This window comes from Microbacterium sp. NRRL B-14842 (genome assembly GCF_050470785.1).
Genome location: NZ_JBFLUM010000001.1, coordinates 3211998 through 3227598 on the forward strand (window position 1 = coordinate 3211998; position 15601 = coordinate 3227598).

Genomic DNA, 15601 nt, shown 5'->3' on the forward strand with positions numbered 1-15601 from the left:
CTCATATTCTCGCGCGTTGCTCGCTGGGCGCGGCCGCGATTCAGCCATGTGCAGTACCTCCATACCGAACGCTACTGGGTGTGGGGGACGTTCGGGGTGAGACGGAGAGCGGCGGGGTGATCATTGGAAGATCCCGGCTGCGACGGAGACGGAGAGTCCAGTGAGATCGATGCGGTCAGGGGTGCCTGTGACCTCGACGATCCCAGCGACTTCGTCGAGGTGATCTGGCTCTGGGACATAGACCGCGCGCAGGTAGGACAGGTCGATCCCTCCGGGATAGAGCACTTCGGCCTGTTCATCTGTGGGCAAGTGTGGGGGATGGTCAGCGGGACGATTCTTGGGGGTGTTGTACATGCCCCAGATGACGCGGGGCGCGAAGAGAGCTTCGAAGCCAGCGACACCCTGCCCACGGGTTGTAGCGGTGTATGCGTTGTTGCCGGTGCAGAAGTAGACGTCGTCGTGGTCGAGGAGACTGACGTCGAAGGACAGGCATGCCCACCAGATGTCGTCGTCCACGTGCCACCCTTTGGAGTGCCCGAGGAACGCGGAATTCACTTGGCTGACGGACAGGTTCACCCAGTTGACCCAGGCGATGTCACGGGATCGGTCGGGAGAGTTCAGGATCTTGATGTTCTCGAGGTAGTCGTCGACTTCGAGGAGCCCGCGGCTGAGAACCATCCCCTTGTGGAGGATGCCGATGAGGCCGTTGCTGGTGGTGAAGTGGAGCAGCTCGGTGACACCGCGTTCGCGGGCTAGATCCGAGGGGCGCGCAGTCATACGGAGATCTTCGTGTAGGTGTCGGCGGCGAAGTAGGACACGAGCGTTGAGGCTTCGGTCGGCTTGTAGCCGATGGTGACGGTCTGTTGTGCTCGTCCAATGCCCATAGCGAGTAGGCGTCGCAACCCGTCGAGGTCGGTGTCGTCGGCGGCGGCGCCGTGGGGGGTGACTTCGGCGTTGAGGCCCAGGATGACAACGTGGTCGAACTCGAGTCCCTTCGCGGAGTGCAGGGTGGACACAGCGACAGCCTCGTCTCCTGCGGGCCAATGGTCTGCACGCTGCAGGTCGACGTAGGGGACGCTCTCCGCATCGAGACGCGCAAGCAGTTCACTGTTCCACCCGCCGCCGAGCGCGTGCAGGAACGCGACGGACTCGTTGGCCAGATCCACTTTGCGGATGATGTTATCGAGGACCCATCGCAGCTGGCCGCGAAAACGGCCGGAGAGAATGATGGGCTTGGGGCCCTCGCGGGTAGCGGCGTCCAGGTCGGGCAGCATCCCGTCAGAACTGACCGTGAGGCCATCGACTAGGGGCCGCGCAAATGCGGCTATCTGACGCGTATTGCGATGGTTCTTCTTCAGCGACCGCACGCGAGGGTTCCTGAGGCCGACGTCGGACCAAGCGAAGCCGTGCTTATAGATCTGCTGCACGGCGTCGATGATGAAGGTCGTGGAGGTTTCGTCGTTGGTGTGAGCGAGGACCGCCCGTACCATATTCGCCGTGAAGTCCTGGGTCTCGTCAATGACGACGACATCCCATTTCAGGTTCGGATGGGCGGTGGCTGCGGCCGTCTCCAGGTCCCGCCAGTCTCCGATCTTTTTGGCTGCCTTCTGCCTCACGTAGGGGTACACAACCTCATCGAGCAGTCGGCGCCGGGCGGCTTCCTCCATACGTGGAGACGCTCCTCGGCCTTGTCGACGAGTGGTGAGGTAGGACTCCAGGTCGCCCGGAGCAAATCGGCCCAGAAGATACTTCACTTCATCGCAGATGAAATCTGGGTTCGCGGAGAAGTCGCGCGCAAGCCTTCTCAACAGCTGCTCCGCGTGATCAGCATCGACGTTGACGGAACTGCCGACGAGAGTCTTGGCCCACTTGGCGAAGGTCGCGACCGTGAGGGTGAGATTTCGGTCCGTCGTGACCTGCTCGGCCGCCAACGCCTCTACGTACCCCTTCAGCGTCTTGTTATACGTCAGGACGAGGACGCGGACGGGGTCAGTATGCTCCAATCGAGTGCGCCGTGCGAGGCGACTACGAGAGAGTTGTCGCAAGCGCATCAATGCAGTCGTCGTCTTTCCACTGCCCGCCGACCCCCGAATCACGAGCACTCCAGAGGGCTTCTCTTTGACTAGCTCCAACTGTTCCGGTGAGAGCGTCACGCTCTTCAGAATCTTCACGCATACCCCCGGCTGTAGTCCGCGTCACCCTTGATCACGCCGTAATGACACTAGTGAACCACACACATATAGAACCGTCGGCCTCAGCGTCAAGGTCGCGGCGACACGCTCGCCACCGAGAATGCGGTCAGGGCATGGGCCATCGGGTCGGTCGGTCTTCTCGTTCTAACCACTGCATGGGCGCTGCTTCTCGGGCGGGGGACGCTGGAACGTCTTACCGCTCGCGCCAGCAGCGCATTCGCTCTCTCGCGCGGCGCGCGTGGAGCTCGCTATTGCTGTCTCGTCCGATGCCGTCGGGCCTAGATCCGGCCGTGAGTTGCAGTGCCCAGCAGACAGGGCGACCGTGTCAGCTACACCGGTGCCGCGGGCCCAGGGTTGATCCAGTTCTGGACGATCGCGAGTATCCACCCGAGGATGCTTGTGGTTCCGACCTCTGTGACGAGGATGGTGCCGACTGCGATGACGAGCGAGACGATCGCCACCCATAGGGCCAGGCGCCCCAGCTTGAAGCTGTCCGCCGACGCGCCCAGCGACGCCACTGTGGAGAGAATTTCGCGAAGGTCGCGGTCTGATTCAATCAGGTTCGCGAATGTCGACTCGTGCTTGTCCTGCAGAGCTTCGTTGTAGTCGATGGGTTCCTCGACCTTGCGTCCTGCTTTCGCATCCGCGCGCCTATGCATCGGCGCGAGGGTGTACACGAACCTCGCCTCTCCTTCCCACCGCCAGTCTCTCTCCCAGAAGCGCTTCACGTCTCGATGCAGACTCGACAGGTCCAGGCTCAGAGTGAGGAAGCTTTGTCGCAGCGCGCGGAGAGCCTTGGGGCGGAACTTCCCGTGCAGGTTGGCTGCACTGTCGCGAACGGCGGCCTGCTCCCGAGCGGCAATTGCTAGGAGCCTTGACACTCCCATCATCACGAACAGGTTGTACATGTTCTCGCCAAGACGATGAGCGATCGCTCTGTTCACATCTCCGGAGTACCCAGCCAGTTCGTCTTCGCCCAGAGCCTCCACGACAGCATCTCTCTTGCCCCAGAGCGCCCACGCCGGGGCCTCGCCCATTGCCTGGTGCATTGACGGGCTCACCGGATCCAGAAGCAACTTGGGCATGTCGTCGGAGGTTAGGTGGTACACCGGTCGGGAATCGACGGCGAGGGCGCGGAGGGCGTCGCTGCGGGCGAGCGACTTCTCTCGCGAGATGTTGTGCGGCTCGGGCCTCGTCGGATCCAGCTGGTCGAGAAGAAGCATGTCCAGGGATGGTTGTGGCTCTCCGCGTCGACCGAAGAACCCAGGTAGGCGTCCGGTCAGCCAGCTGCGCGCTTCGTCATGAATTGCGCGGCGCACTGACTGCACCTTCCAGAAGGTACCCCAGTGTCGGTCGAAGCTTCTGGGTCTCGAGCCTGGGCGGTATCGCATGAACGGCTCATGCGGAGTATGCCAGGCCTCGTCGAGCGACTTCGCGGCCGCATCGGTGAGGTTGAATGCGCAGACCAGGGCGGTCAAGCCATCGCCGACCTGTATTGCTCGGAGTTCGACGGTCTCGAAGGACGCTGGTAACTCGCTGCGGATCGCGTCCGGGCCCCACCATGTGGAGCCTTTGCGAATGAGGGATGCCACATGCCACCACGTACTCCCGTTGCCTGCCCTGGCGCCCGCGAGCGTCTCGCGGTTCCCCTTATCCCGTGCGGCGAATAGTCGCGGCTTGTCCCAACCGTTGCGTGCCAGGCCCCGTTCAAGCGCAGGTAGATCAGCCGGTGGGAACAGTTCGACGAGCCAGAGGCCCGCGACGTTCACATGTTCACTGGGTGGGATTTGAATACCGTGCGCACGATCGTCGCGAGGCCAGGCGAAGTCGCGATCGTGTTGGTTGAACGGGAGGAGGTAGTTCACACCCTTGTTCAATAGCGTACGCAGGAACTGAGGCTGCACTTTGCGTCGCCAGCCGCTGGAGAGCCACATGAGCAGCCGGTACGGGGGGTCGTACCAGCGCGTGCCGTCGCCGATGGCGGGCACTAGATCGAACACGTCGTTGATCGTGTCGGACACGTCGACGTTGCGGCTTCGAGGCGACGCTCCACGCCGGCGTCGTTGACGGTACTTCTCCCGATCGCCTAGACCTTCGCTCGGCGTCGCCCGGTCACGCACGGGGCGTCACCCGCGCGGTGTCTGTGATCTGTGTCGCTCGTTCGGCAGTGGCCTTCAGTCCTTGCCGTGCCGACGGATCAACCCCATCACCGTCCCGTTGCCCCGCCCGGAGCGTGTGACTGATGGGCGTGACGGGGCTGAGGAGCTCTGCACCCGTTCGTTCCCATCGGGCGGGGTGCTCCGCTTCGACCAGCCCCCTCGCAGAGGGATAGCCCTGTATGTGAGTGAACTTCTGTGCGAGAAACCGCGCCTTGTCGGTGGGGACAATGAATCCCGCATGCCCGGACGTGGGGTTTGTGATGAAGCAACGGTGCTGCCCACTGACTGACGCGCCAGCCTCGCCGATCTCGTCGATAGGAGCTAGGAGCACGGAGTAAGTATCTCAGCACAACGCACAAACGCACGCCGAAGCTGGGTTCCTCGAGGTGGCGCTCGGGCAACGGGTTGATCCCTCGCTACCGGTCGGGCTCTGCCACTTTCCGAGCCTCCCCGCGAAAGCCCCGCCGCCATCGTTCCCCGCGCGACCCCGCCACGCGCTCGTCGCGGTGCGCTGCGTGCGTGCGGGGGATCAGACTGATCCCACTTGCTCGCGAAGAGGACGCGAATGACGTCGAACTACAGCCGAGGATGGCCGGTTGAGTGCTATCAGATGGATGGACGGGCGCATAGATGAGCTCGCGCACCCGGGGGCTTCGAAAAGATCGAAGAAGAGAGTTCTCCGAGCAGGGAAGGTGCTCCGCAATCCCGACGTCGATCGACCGATGGGACGGCCTCGCTAGCCGTGGCGGGAGCCTGGCGACGGGCGCATGCGTACCCGAAGAACTCGTCACAATCGACGACGTCGACGGTTTCAAGGGCGCACACTCGAACTACTTCGCCGACTTCCGCGACTTCATCAACGTCCTCCGGAGTGCCATCGCATTCAAGCGCGACGGCGAGCACGAGATGCCCTGGCTGAGTCAGTGACGGCGGGCGGTCTGGTGACGGGCGTCAGTACTTCGCGACGTCCAGGTCGACGTCCGATGTATCAAACGTCGACAGGTCGGTTTCGCTCAGACCAGCACCAGTCAGGTTTGCGCCCTTCAGGTTCGAGCGCGAGAGGTCAGTCTTTCGAAGATCGTCGTTCGAGAGGCTCACCTGCCGTGCCACCACCATCGGCATGCGCGCGCCGCGGAGAGACGCATTGGACAGATCTGCGGAGCTCAGATCCGCTCCTTCCAGTCTGGAGGCGGAGAGATCCGCCAGGCGGAGGTTCGCGTTGATAAGGCTCGCACGTTGTAGGTCCGCTCCGTACAGGTTGGCGCCCACCAGAGTCGCTCCCCTGAGATCTGCCCCAGAGAGGTCGGCAGCGACCAGAATCGCTCCCCGCAGGTCTGTCTCATGTAGCTGTGTTCGTGCGAGATCGATCGAACGCTCACCACGCCGTAGACGAGTTAGCCTCCCGATCACCGAGACCGCAGCGTTCACGTCCTCAGACAGCGGCGTGGGCTCGCCTTCTTGCCGCGGAGAGTTTCCGCGAATGTAAGCAGCGAGAACGTCGAGGATGGTCTGATGATCACGCATCGAGTCGAACGCGATCCGCTCGAGCGCATAGATCCCCCCAAGGCGTATCGACCGTTCTACAGACCCCAGTTGCGTGATCGCTTCGGTATAGCGTGACGTGGAATTCGCATCCCGTTCGAGGTCGGCTCCGACCCGGGCGATGCGATCGCGGCGCCACGTAAAGATGAGGGTGACGATCGCGATCAAGCCGCCGGCGGCCCACAGAAGATGCTGGCGTACGGAGGAGATCGCAGCGAGGCGTTCGGCCTCCGGTAGCGGTGTGGCCCCCGTTGCTGTGGTCGAGGGAAGATCCGCACCGACGATCACCGCTGGAAGCCACATCACGGCACAGATAATTCCCGCGACCACAGAGGTAAGAAGGAATAGCAACGCCGTGGCGCGCCAACGGGGTGCACGAGAACGCTTGCAGCCCGCCGGGCTCAGGTCAGTCATGCCCGTCATCGTCCCACGAGACCAACCAGACCAGTGCCACCTGCCGTTGGTCACTGCCTAGATCGCGACGTCAAGAGCGGGGAGACCGCGCGGACCCGATCAGGGCGCGAAACAGGGCTGCGGGGGGTGGCCCGGGCCGGGCGGTTGGAGCAGCTGAAACACGCTCGCGCGGAGGGCACCTTCACGGAGCTCATGATGTGGAAGTTGATTCAGCCAAGCGGTACGCCGTTCGCATCTTGCACGGTCGCCGAGACGCGCGAGGTCTGGGAGGGCTTGGCGGCGTAACCGGCGATGAGGTGCGAACCCTCGTCGCCATCGCTGCCAATCGTGCAGTGATGACCTGCGCGCCGGAATCGTACGCTCGATCGCAGGCGCTGTGGACCTGCGGCAGCAGCGCAGGGATTCGCCATCTGTTGTGGACTTCTCGCGAAGAAGTCACTGCCACTTGCTCTGGAACGGGTGCGCAGCGCGCCAACTGGAAGGAGACCCTACACTGAGCCGCGGCGTCAGCGTCCCACGTCGGACGCCGACTCCTCGCGGAGGCTGAGCCGGACGTGGCAGGAGTGCGCACTGGTGAACGGGATCACGCGTTCGATCTCCACGGGGCCGCCCGCTCTCGCCAGCACCGACTTCATGAGTTCCTCGTGCACCCGGCAGACCACGGTCTGGTCATCGGTCAGCAGCGTGTGGAAGCGGCAGGGGGAGAGGTCGACGGTCATCGCCTTCTCGTCGATGTCCGGCTGTAGGCCCACGTCGTCGAGGTGGTGGAACAGCGCATCGAGCTGATGTGTCGCGGCCTCCGGGAGCCCGGATCGCGTCGCCGGGAGCACCGCGCGCATGAGGTCGCCGTGACGGATCGCCTCCTTGACCCGCCGCTCCTCGATCTCATTCGGCTCGCTCGGCAACACGGGGGAGAAGCGCAGCCGCGGCCGTCCGCGACGACCGGTGTGCTCCACCTCGGACCGGGCGAGGCCCTCGCCTTCGAGCACGCGAAGGTGGTCGCGCAGGGTGTTCACGTGGAGGCCCATCCGGAGGGAGAGCTCGGCGAGCCCGATTCCGGGAGAGTCCATCAAAGCGGCGAGAACCCGCAGCCGACTGCTCTGCATGAGCCCGCGGTAGGCGTCGGTAGGACGTGGCATGTTACCCATTATCCCCCGAATGCCGGATGAGGGGTCGATTTCCACGGCCAGGCCTGGCGACGGCGGCGACCGGTGCGGTTACCCTGAGGCCATGACGGGTGGACGCACGGTGACTGCGCTGCGCCTGCTCCTGCCCGCATTCCTGCTCGGGGCGATCGTCGCGATCTCATTCCTGGAGGCGCCGTTGAAGTTCCTGGCTCCCGGAATCACGATCCCGCTGGGGCTCGGCATCGGTCGCCTCGTCTTCACCGCCCTCAATGTCCTCGCGGGAGCGGTGCTCCTCATGTTGACCGCGGTCAGCATCCGCGCCAGGGCCGGACGTCCCTCGGCGCTGCTGCTCGGCGGGCTGTGGCTGGTGTTCCTCGTCGAGGTGATCGTCATCCGCCCGATCCTCAATCGGCGCAGCGATCTCGTCATCGCAGGGCAGGAGGCTCCGGGAACCGACGGCGCGCACTACGCCTACATCGTCGCGGACGTGACGATGGTCGTGCTGCTCGTGGCCCTTCTCGTGGTCACGGTGCGCGCTGTGCTGCCGCCGCGCGCGTCCTTGCCGACGACCGACGTCTAGGACGCGTCGGACGGTGTGGACTCCAGGATCCGCCGCGCGCTGTCGCGAGCGGTGACGAACGGTTCGGCGAAGGTCCCCATGCCGACGGTGACGATGGCCCCTTCATAGAGGAGCATGAGCGTCGCCGCGAGACGTTCCGGATCGCGGAAGCCCGCCTCATCGCAGAGCTCTGCGAAGACCGCGAGCAGCCACTCCTTCTCGCGGCGGGCCTCGGCGAGCACCAGCGGGGCATCCCCGGGGCCGTCGATCTCGGCACGCGCGTTGATGGCGCTGCATCCCTTGGTGCTGTTGTCCGGCACCCAGGCTAGGGCTGCGTCGAAGATCGCGAGCACACGGGCAGGCCCCGGCTCCGGCACCCGCGTGAGGTGGGCCGCGACGTGATCGCGCCAGCGGGCGTCCCGGTGCTGCAGGTACGACACGACGAGCGCTTCCTTCGATCCGAAGCGGTCGTACAGCGTCTTCTTCGTGACGCCGGCGGCCGCGGCGATGGTGTCGACTCCGATGGCGTGGATGCCGCGCTCGTAGAAGAGGTCGGAGGCGGCATCGAGCACACGGCGTGCTCCCGGGGTCAATGGGGGGAGTTCCGGGACGGGGATCGACATGCGCCGAGTATACCAACCTGTATAGTGGGCGGATGAGTAAACAGATCGGTATACTCGGGCGCCTCCTCACCGTCGGTGCCGCGGTGGCTTTCGTCCTCACGTGGAGCTCGGGATTCCTCATCCCCGCGGTCGCCACCACGGACGTCGACCCGCTGACGCTCCTGGTCTGGCGGTTCACGCCGCTCGCCGTCGTGCTCGTGGTCCTCGTCGCGGTGTCCGGTGCGGCGAGGGGGATGACCGGTCGCGAACTCGGCGTCCAGGCGCTCGTCGGATCGCTCGCCCAGTTCGGATACTGCGCCGCTGTGTACGCCGCCGTCGCCGCAGGCATCGCCACCGGCACCGTCGCGCTGATCGATGCCGTCCAGCCGCTGCTCGTCGCCGTGCTGGTCGGTCCGGTGCTGGGCCTCCGCGTACGCGGCGCTCAGGTCGCGGGGCTGGTGATCGGGGCGGTGGGGGTGCTGCTCGTCGTCCAGTCGCAGTTCGGCGCCGGCCGCGCGCCGCTCGTCGCCTACCTGCTTCCGGCGACGGCGATGGTCTGCCTCGTGATCGGCACGCTGGTGCAGCGGCGGACGGCCGTGCGCACGGGGGTGCTGCTGACCCTGACCATCCACGTGAGCGTGACCGCCGTGCTGCTCCTCGTCATCGGCGCGCTCGCCGGGGCACTCGTGCCGCCGGCTCGACCGTCGTTCTGGATCGCCGTGGTCCTGACCGCGGTCTTCCCTACGCTCGGCGCCTACGGACTGTACTGGTGGCTGCTGCGCCGGGTCGGCATCACCGCGCTGCAGGCCCTGCTCTTCCTCGTCGCCCCGGCGACCGCGATCGGCGGGGCGCTGCTGCTCGGCGAGCCCCTCACCGCGATCACGCTCGGCGGGTTCGCGCTGTGCGGGGCCGGGGTGACCGCCGTGCTCGTGAGCGAGGCGCGGAATCGGGGCCAGGAGGAGGACGGCTCCGCGGTGCCGAGTCAGGGCCGGACGCGCACCGCCCGGCCCTCGAAGGTCACCACATCGCCGTCGCGGAGCTGACGCCCGCGGCGCCGGTCCACGTCGCCGTTCACGGTGACGTAGCCGTCGATGATGACCTCCTTCGCGTCGCCGCCCGAATCGAGCAGGCCCGCGAACTTGAGGAACTGTCCGAGGCGGATGACCTCGCCGCCGATGGAGACCTCGTCGATCGGATCGGAGTTCGTCATCCTTGCATGCTAGCCGTCGGGCCGACCGTCACTCGTCGATGTCGGTGCCCACGACCGCGAACGAGGCATCGAAGGAGATGTCGATCGAGCGGTTGTCCGTCGTCAGGACGGAGGCGTCGTAGGGGCTCACGTCGTCGGAGTCCACGTCGAGGTCGGTGATCATCCCCTCGGCCTCGGCGAGAGCGGCATCGACGAGCGTGCGGATGGTCTCCTCGTCGAGCGTGAGAGTCGGACCCTGGTCGTCGCCGTCCGCAGCGTCTGTCGACACCACGGTCGCGGCGAGCTCGTCGTCGACGCGCACCTCGGTCTCGTCCCCAGCGGACGTGGTGAGCTGCACCTCCCACGTCCCGTCGCGCTTCGCGTCGATCGAGGTGACCTCGCCCTCCGCGGCGTCCTGGGCGGCGGCGGCGATCGCGACGAGCTCGTCGACGTCGTCGGTGCCGATGCCGGTCACCGGACCGCGGTCGCCCCGGTGTCCGCTCGGGCGCGCGTCGTCGTCGCCGCGGTGGTCTCCGCGCGGGCCGTGGTCACCCTCGTGTCGGGGGCCCTCCATGGCGGGACGGTCGTCGTCGTCACCGAACTCGTCGCCGATCGCGGCACCTACTGCCACGCCTCCGCCGGCGAGCAGCACCGCGGCCGCGATCCCGCCGCCGATGAGGAGCGCGCGCTTGCGTCCGGGCTTGGTGGGGGTCGCTGCGGCGGCCGGTGCCTCCGGTGCGCCGTTCGGGGTCGCGGCAGGATCGGTGGTCGGCGCGACCGGCACCGTCGGGTCGTCGGCGTTCGTGCCGGGGCGGGCGGGGGAGCCCTGTCCGGCGGTGTGGTCCTGGCCCGCGTGCGGGGCGGCGGATGCCGAGTCCGGTCCGGAGGCGTGGTTCTCGTCCGGCGTGGGGTTCTGGTCGGAAGCAGGAGTCTTGTCGTTCATGTCTCGATGGTCTCCCGACGCCGCTGAAGCCACCCTGAAGCCTCCTGAAGCCCCGTTCAGGAACCGATATTCCGGGCACGACTTCGGAGCTCGGTGACGACACGCCGCTCGGGAGGAGGTCATGGCCGGGGTGTCGTGGGCGATCTCCGAAGCTGTGCCCGGGGGCGGGGTCAGGAGAGAGGGCCGGCCGAGGGGAGGGTGACGGTGAAGCGGGCGCCGCCCCACCGGGAGGCGTCCACCGCGATCGCGCCGTGGGCGGCGGTGGCGATACCCTGGGCGATCGCGAGACCGAGCCCGCTGCCTCCCGCGTCGCGGCTGCGGGCCTCGTCGAGCCGGACGAAGCGCTCGAAGATGCGGTCCCGCTCCTCCGGCGGGATGCCGGCGCCGTCATCTTCGACCGTGAGGACGACGTGCGGCGGCCGTGACTCCACCCCGATCGCCACGCGGCCGTTGCTGTGCCGGGCGGCGTTGTCCGCGAGGTTCCGCAGCAGCTGGCCCAGCAGGCGGGGATCGCCGGCAGTGCGGGCCGCGCGGATGCCGGACCCGTCGACGTCGAGCCCGGCAGCCCGCAGCCGACGCACCTCCGCGAGGGCCAGGTCGTCCAGGTCGACCGGTTCGGTGCTCCCGGTGACACCCTCGTCGAGGCGGGCGAGGAGCAGCAGCGACTCCACGATGCCCTGCAGCCGCAGCCCCTCCTCGGCCACCACCTCGGCGAGCTCGTCGATGCTCGTCACCTCCGGGTGCGCCTGGGCGAGCTCCGCGTGCTGACGGATCGTCGCCAGGGGAGACCGCAGTTCGTGCGAGGCGTCGGAGACGAAGCGGCGCTGCGCGGTCGCCGCCGCGTCGAGCCGGTCGAGCATCCCGTTCATCGTCACGGCGAGGGAGTGGATCTCATCCGCCGTGTCGGGAACCGGCACCCGGTGATCGAGGCGCTCGGCGGTGATGCCCTCGACCTCCTGGCGGATGCGTGTGACCGGCCGCAGCGCACGCCCCGTGACGAGCCAGGTGGTGACGGCCACGAGCAGCAGCAGCGCGGGGACGGCGATCACGAGCAGCGTCGCCACGGTGGCCAGGGTCTCCGCGTCCTCGTCCATCGGCACCGCGAGGACGAGGGTCTGGTCGCCCTCGACGTCGTCGGACACCACGACCATGGGTTCCCCGTCGATGCGGACCACCTGCGGATCGTCGTCCACGGGCAGCGGGGTGGCGCCGAGCGCATCGGCAGCCTCCTCGCTGGACGCCCGCACCGATCCGTCTCGTCCGAGCAGCTGCACGAGGTCGTCGTCGAGCTGGTCGGGGCCACGCCGGCCCGGACCGTCGAACCGGCTGACGAGCTCCTCCAGCCGCTGCTCCGCCGCGCGTTCGGTGCTGCCGTGGATGCTCGCGCTCAGCACCCCGTAGAAGGAGAAGGCACCGAGGAGCAGCGCGACCGCGACGACCAGGGTGGCACCCAGGGTCGTCCGGCCGCGGACCGACCGCCAGAGCCGCCTAGCCACCGTTCGCCGCCAGCCGGTAGCCCGCACCGCGGATGGTCTCGATCGCCTCGCGCCCGAACGGCTTGTCGACCTTGCGGCGGAGGTGGCCGACGTAGACCTCGACGATGTTCGGGTCGCCGTCGAAGTCGTCGTCCCAGACGCCGGCCAGCAGGTCGCGCTTCGACAGCACCTGCCCCCGGTGCCGCATCAGGTGCTCGAGCACAGCGAACTCGCGCGCCGTCAGGGTGATCGGGGCCTCGCCGCGCCAGACGTGGTGTCCCGCGGGATCCAGTCGCAGGTCGCCGGCCTCGAGGATCGTCGGTCGCGCCACGGCGCCGCGCCGCACGAGTGCCCGGAGTCGGGCCACGAGGATCGCGAACGAGAAGGGCTTGGTGACGTAGTCGTCGGCGCCGCTCTCCAGCGCCTCCACCTGATCCCACTCGCCGTCCTTGGCGGTGAGCATCAGCACGGGGGTCCAGTTCTCCTCGGCGCGCAGGGCCTCGCAGACCTTCCACCCGCTCATGCCGGGCATCATCAGGTCGAGCACGATGGCGTCGTACCGGGTCTCGCGGGCCCGCCACAGGCCGTCGACGCCGTTGTGGGCGACGTCGACCGCGAAGCCCTCCGCCTCGAGTCCGCGGCGCACGCCTTCGGCCAGACGCACCTCGTCGTCCACCACCAGGATCCGCATCCCCCCAGTGTGGCGGGTCGACGCTGAATCGGGGCTGAAGCCGTCGGGCCGCTTTCGAATCGCGCAACTGGTTCCATCTGCGGCTCAGATACAGCCAGTTGCGCGATTCGAAGAGGGACTCAATCGACGGCGGACGAGAGGTGTGCCTGCAGGTCGCGGATCACCTCGCCGAGGGGGCCGGAGGAGAGGAGCCCGGGGCCGAGCGGGCCGGCGGGGTCGGTGCCCAGGGGCGGGAGGGTGCGCAGGGCCGCAGCGGCCTCGGGGGAGAGGTGCGCGAGTTGCCAGCGCACCTCTGCGACGCGGACGTCGGGGGCGTCCGGGTGTGCCAGCTCGACAGCTCGCGCGGCGTAGGCGGCTGCCCCGAGAGCATGCGCACCCATGTGCGCGACCCCGGCGGCCTGTGCCGCGGAGCGAGCGGCCGCGGTGCCGGCAGGTGTCACGGCGCTGCGGGCAGCCCTGCCCGCGACGAAGCGACGACGGATCTCGCCCGCAGCCGCGAGCTCGCCCCGGGCGAAGGCGCGCGTCCTGGCGATGGCATCACGCGCACGGACGTCGTCCGGGGCCTCCCTCTCGAACAGCGGCAGCACGCGGTCGGCGCAGTCGGCCGCCCACACCGCGACGATCCGACGGTCGGACTCGGTCATGCCCTGAGGAGTCGACACGGGACTCATCTCGCCCGCCGTCCGGTGCGCGCACGTGCCGCCTCGTGCGCCTCGCGGAGAAGGGCGAGCACGGCACCCTCCGTCGCCTCTGCGGGGTCGATCACGCACACCCAGCCGGCGTGGCCGTACAGGGGGTGAGGGCGGAAGACGTCGACCGCCGTCGGGTCGGTGTCGTCGCCTGTGAGAGACGCCGCCGCGATGATCGACTCCGCGCGCTCGCGTCCGACGTGGATGTTCACCCGGAAGCGCCCTGGAGCGTCCAGCGCGGAGGACGTGTCGTCGGGATAGTCCTTCGTGATGATCGTCCCGTACGGCTGAGTGCGCTCCGGCATCCGGCCGTCGGGCGCGTGGTAGAAGTACGCGTCTCCCCATGACAGTTCGGGGAAGTCGCTGCCCGCCTCCGGGGCGATGACGAGCACGCCGTCGAACGAACGGACCTCTGCGATGATCTCCTGCATTTCCATCCTTCAATGCTGAGGCTGACGTGCTTATGTGGACTCAAGGACCGGAAAGACGAGGAGGAGTGTGCAGAACCCTCAAGAGCAGGTGATGACGACGGCGGCGCTCGGCCGGCTGGTCGACTACTCGACGCAGCAGGTGCGCGACCTCGAGCGCCTCGGCGTCCTCCCCGCCGCGGAGCGCGGCGCGAACGGGTACCGGCGGTATCGGACGCCGCATGCCCTGGCGCTGCGTGCCTATCGCGCGTTGGCGGCGGCGCTCGGTCCGGTGCCCGCGCGTCGACTGATGCCCGCTCTCATCGGCGGCTCGGTCGAGCACGCGGGGGAGCGGATCGACGACCTGCACGCGGATCTCGCCCTCGAACGCTCACGGGTGCGCGCGGCCCTGCGCGGACTCGAGGACGCGGTGGCGGAGGCCGACGATCCGTTCGTCGAGGACGATGCGATGGCCATCGGCGAACTCGCCCAGGCGCTCGGCGTCCGTTCCTCCGCACTTCGGCACTGGGAGCGAGAAGGGCTCGTGCGCCCCCTTCGTCGTGCGGGATCGGTCCGCTCCTACGACTCCCTCGCGATCACCGAGGCGCGGATTGCCGCCGCCCTGCGCTCGGGCGGCTACGGCATCCCCGCGGTCTCCCGGATCATCGACGAGGTGCGCGCGCATGGTGACACCGAAGACGTGCAGCGCATCCTCGCGGAGCGGCTGGCTGACCTCACGCGCCGTAGCGTGGCGCTCCTCGCGGCGGCAGGTCACCTGCACGCCCTGCTCGCGGAACGCCTCGCGGAGGAGGGATCCTCGCTCACGCCCCCGCCGGGATCTGCGCCAGGACCTCGGGGATCAGCGGATTCTCGTCGAGAGGGTCGGTGATGACCGCGGCGACCGCCTCGAACGGCAGCACCGGGTAGCGCGAGGCGGCGCCGATCTTCTCGTCGCTCGCGAGCACGATCGTCGCGGCACATCGGGAGGCGATCGCCCGCTTGGTGACGGCATCGTCGAGCTCGCCCGTCGTGAGGCCGTGACGCGGGTCGACACCCGTGACCCCGACGAAGAACACGTCGGCAGCGAGGTGCTGGATCGCCTCCATCGCGAGTCCTCCTCCGGCGACGAGAGAGTGCCGGGCGAGCTCGCCGCCGATCATGATCACGCGCGCATCCGAGTGCTCGGCGACGGCCAGGGCGATGGCGGGACTCGGGGTGATGACCGTGACGCCGGTGCCGGAGGGCAGCAGTCGTGCCATCGCGAGCGTGGTGGTTCCGGCATCCAGCACGATCGTCGATCCGGGGCGGATGGTCGTGACGGCCTGGCGGGCGACCCGCTCCTTGCTCTCGGTCGCCAGGTCGTGGCGCTCGCGCACCGGGCGATCGGCCGCGGCGATGGGCAGCGCGCCGCCGTACACGCGCTGGAGCCTGCCCTCCTCGGCGAGCTCGCGGAGGTCGCGGCGGATGGCGTCTTCCGATACTCCGAGGTCATCGGCCGCAGCCTTCGCCACGACCCGTCCCTCGCGGGCGAGCACGGCGAGCAGGTGGTCTTTGCGCTGAGCAGCGAGCATACGTTTCCTCACGAAGTTGCACGTTTATGCATGATTCAGAC

The 15601-nt window shown here is 67.8% G+C and carries 17 protein-coding genes; 4 read left to right on the plus strand and 13 right to left on the minus strand.

Annotation, left to right across the window (positions count from 1 at the left end; genetic code table 11):
* Positions 1-120 precede the first annotated feature (120 nt).
* From AB1285_RS15625 to AB1285_RS15635, 3 genes are all read right to left on the minus strand, one after another.
* Positions 121-777 (minus strand): DarT ssDNA thymidine ADP-ribosyltransferase family protein, encoded by a 657-nt coding sequence (locus AB1285_RS15625; RefSeq protein ID WP_370428235.1) that lies wholly within the window; start codon positions 775-777, stop codon positions 121-123.
* Positions 774-2171 (minus strand): 3'-5' exonuclease, encoded by a 1398-nt coding sequence (locus AB1285_RS15630; protein ID WP_370428236.1) that lies wholly within the window; start codon positions 2169-2171, stop codon positions 774-776. The genes AB1285_RS15625 and AB1285_RS15630 overlap by 4 nt, the downstream gene beginning before the upstream one ends.
* 350 nt (positions 2172-2521) lie before the next feature.
* The gene (locus tag AB1285_RS15635; protein WP_370428237.1) at positions 2522-4213 is read right to left on the minus strand and encodes a hypothetical protein; all 1692 of its coding nucleotides are present in this window, start codon (positions 4211-4213) and stop codon (positions 2522-2524) included.
* 768 nt (positions 4214-4981) lie between these two features.
* On the opposite strand from AB1285_RS15635, the gene AB1285_RS15640 reads away from it, so the two are divergent.
* Entirely contained in the window at positions 4982-5278 is a 297-nt protein-coding gene (locus tag AB1285_RS15640; RefSeq protein WP_370428238.1) for a hypothetical protein, read from the plus strand.
* Positions 5279-5302: 24 nt separating this feature from the next.
* Here AB1285_RS15640 and AB1285_RS15645 read toward each other — a convergent pair whose 3' ends face one another.
* Both AB1285_RS15645 and AB1285_RS15650 read right to left on the minus strand, forming a co-directional pair.
* Positions 5303-6307: a pentapeptide repeat-containing protein gene (locus tag AB1285_RS15645; protein WP_370428239.1), complete on the minus strand. Its 1005-nt coding sequence runs from the start codon at positions 6305-6307 to the stop codon at positions 5303-5305.
* A gap of 506 nt (positions 6308-6813) precedes the next feature.
* Complete coding sequence (locus tag AB1285_RS15650; RefSeq protein WP_370428240.1) at positions 6814-7446, minus strand: transcriptional regulator; 633 nt, start codon at positions 7444-7446, stop codon at positions 6814-6816.
* Between the two features lie 91 nt (positions 7447-7537).
* Here AB1285_RS15650 and AB1285_RS15655 point away from each other — a divergent pair, with 91 nt between their 5' ends.
* Positions 7538-8014: a hypothetical protein gene (locus AB1285_RS15655; protein ID WP_370428241.1), complete on the plus strand. Its 477-nt coding sequence runs from the start codon at positions 7538-7540 to the stop codon at positions 8012-8014.
* Here the strand turns inward: AB1285_RS15655 and AB1285_RS15660 are convergent.
* Positions 8011-8616: a TetR/AcrR family transcriptional regulator gene (locus AB1285_RS15660; protein WP_370428242.1), complete on the minus strand. Its 606-nt coding sequence runs from the start codon at positions 8614-8616 to the stop codon at positions 8011-8013. The two genes, AB1285_RS15655 and AB1285_RS15660, sit on opposite strands and share 4 nt — an antisense overlap.
* A gap of 32 nt (positions 8617-8648) precedes the next feature.
* Here AB1285_RS15660 and AB1285_RS15665 point away from each other — a divergent pair, with 32 nt between their 5' ends.
* Positions 8649-9638 (plus strand): DMT family transporter, encoded by a 990-nt coding sequence (locus AB1285_RS15665; RefSeq protein WP_187662735.1) that lies wholly within the window; start codon positions 8649-8651, stop codon positions 9636-9638.
* On the opposite strand, the gene AB1285_RS15670 is transcribed toward AB1285_RS15665, so the two are convergent.
* The 6 genes from AB1285_RS15670 to AB1285_RS15695 all read right to left on the minus strand — a co-directional run bounded on the left by AB1285_RS15670 (position 9578) and on the right by AB1285_RS15695 (position 14013).
* Positions 9578-9805 (minus strand): RNA-binding S4 domain-containing protein, encoded by a 228-nt coding sequence (locus AB1285_RS15670; protein ID WP_187662734.1) that lies wholly within the window; start codon positions 9803-9805, stop codon positions 9578-9580. The two genes, AB1285_RS15665 and AB1285_RS15670, sit on opposite strands and share 61 nt — an antisense overlap.
* Before the next feature lie 28 nt (positions 9806-9833).
* Positions 9834-10727: a hypothetical protein gene (locus tag AB1285_RS15675; RefSeq protein ID WP_370428243.1), complete on the minus strand. Its 894-nt coding sequence runs from the start codon at positions 10725-10727 to the stop codon at positions 9834-9836.
* Positions 10728-10897: 170 nt separating this feature from the next.
* Complete coding sequence (locus AB1285_RS15680) at positions 10898-12223, minus strand: sensor histidine kinase (protein WP_187662733.1); 1326 nt, start codon at positions 12221-12223, stop codon at positions 10898-10900.
* Positions 12216-12893, minus strand: a complete 678-nt coding sequence (locus AB1285_RS15685; RefSeq protein ID WP_187662732.1) for a response regulator transcription factor — start codon at positions 12891-12893, stop codon at positions 12216-12218. Before AB1285_RS15685 ends, AB1285_RS15680 begins: the two co-directional genes overlap by 8 nt.
* Positions 12894-13012: 119 nt before the next feature.
* Positions 13013-13537 (minus strand): putative immunity protein, encoded by a 525-nt coding sequence (locus AB1285_RS15690; RefSeq protein ID WP_259952676.1) that lies wholly within the window; start codon positions 13535-13537, stop codon positions 13013-13015.
* A gap of 23 nt (positions 13538-13560) precedes the next feature.
* Entirely contained in the window at positions 13561-14013 is a 453-nt protein-coding gene (locus AB1285_RS15695; RefSeq protein WP_370428244.1) for a DUF6194 family protein, read from the minus strand.
* A 67-nt stretch (positions 14014-14080) separates the two neighbouring features.
* On the opposite strand from AB1285_RS15695, the gene AB1285_RS15700 reads away from it, so the two are divergent.
* Positions 14081-14878, plus strand: coding sequence for a MerR family transcriptional regulator (locus AB1285_RS15700; protein ID WP_370428245.1), 798 nt, complete (start codon positions 14081-14083; stop codon positions 14876-14878).
* Here the strand turns inward: AB1285_RS15700 and AB1285_RS15705 are convergent.
* Positions 14811-15560: a DeoR/GlpR family DNA-binding transcription regulator gene (locus AB1285_RS15705; RefSeq protein WP_292795795.1), complete on the minus strand. Its 750-nt coding sequence runs from the start codon at positions 15558-15560 to the stop codon at positions 14811-14813. The genes AB1285_RS15700 and AB1285_RS15705 overlap by 68 nt on opposite strands.
* Positions 15561-15601: the final 41 nt, after the last annotated feature.

Excerpts from the sequence above, each read along its gene's own strand:
- AB1285_RS15625 (WP_370428235.1), bottom strand. The coding sequence starts at position 777 with ATGACTGCGCGCCCCTCGGATCTAGCCCGCGAACGCGGTGTCACCGAG.
- AB1285_RS15640 (WP_370428238.1), top strand. The coding sequence starts at position 4,982 with ATGAGCTCGCGCACCCGGGGGCTTCGAAAAGATCGAAGAAGAGAGTTC.
- AB1285_RS15645 (WP_370428239.1), bottom strand. The coding sequence starts at position 6,307 with ATGACTGACCTGAGCCCGGCGGGCTGCAAGCGTTCTCGTGCACCCCGT.
- AB1285_RS15650 (WP_370428240.1), bottom strand. The coding sequence starts at position 7,446 with ATGCCACGTCCTACCGACGCCTACCGCGGGCTCATGCAGAGCAGTCGG.
- AB1285_RS15655 (WP_370428241.1), top strand. The coding sequence starts at position 7,538 with ATGACGGGTGGACGCACGGTGACTGCGCTGCGCCTGCTCCTGCCCGCA.
- AB1285_RS15660 (WP_370428242.1), bottom strand. The coding sequence starts at position 8,616 with ATGTCGATCCCCGTCCCGGAACTCCCCCCATTGACCCCGGGAGCACGC.
- AB1285_RS15665 (WP_187662735.1), top strand. The coding sequence starts at position 8,649 with ATGAGTAAACAGATCGGTATACTCGGGCGCCTCCTCACCGTCGGTGCC.
- AB1285_RS15670 (WP_187662734.1), bottom strand. The coding sequence starts at position 9,805 with ATGACGAACTCCGATCCGATCGACGAGGTCTCCATCGGCGGCGAGGTC.
- AB1285_RS15675 (WP_370428243.1), bottom strand. The coding sequence starts at position 10,727 with ATGAACGACAAGACTCCTGCTTCCGACCAGAACCCCACGCCGGACGAG.
- AB1285_RS15685 (WP_187662732.1), bottom strand. The coding sequence starts at position 12,893 with ATGCGGATCCTGGTGGTGGACGACGAGGTGCGTCTGGCCGAAGGCGTG.
- AB1285_RS15690 (WP_259952676.1), bottom strand. The coding sequence starts at position 13,537 with ATGACCGAGTCCGACCGTCGGATCGTCGCGGTGTGGGCGGCCGACTGC.
- AB1285_RS15695 (WP_370428244.1), bottom strand. The coding sequence starts at position 14,013 with ATGCAGGAGATCATCGCAGAGGTCCGTTCGTTCGACGGCGTGCTCGTC.
- AB1285_RS15705 (WP_292795795.1), bottom strand. The coding sequence starts at position 15,560 with ATGCTCGCTGCTCAGCGCAAAGACCACCTGCTCGCCGTGCTCGCCCGC.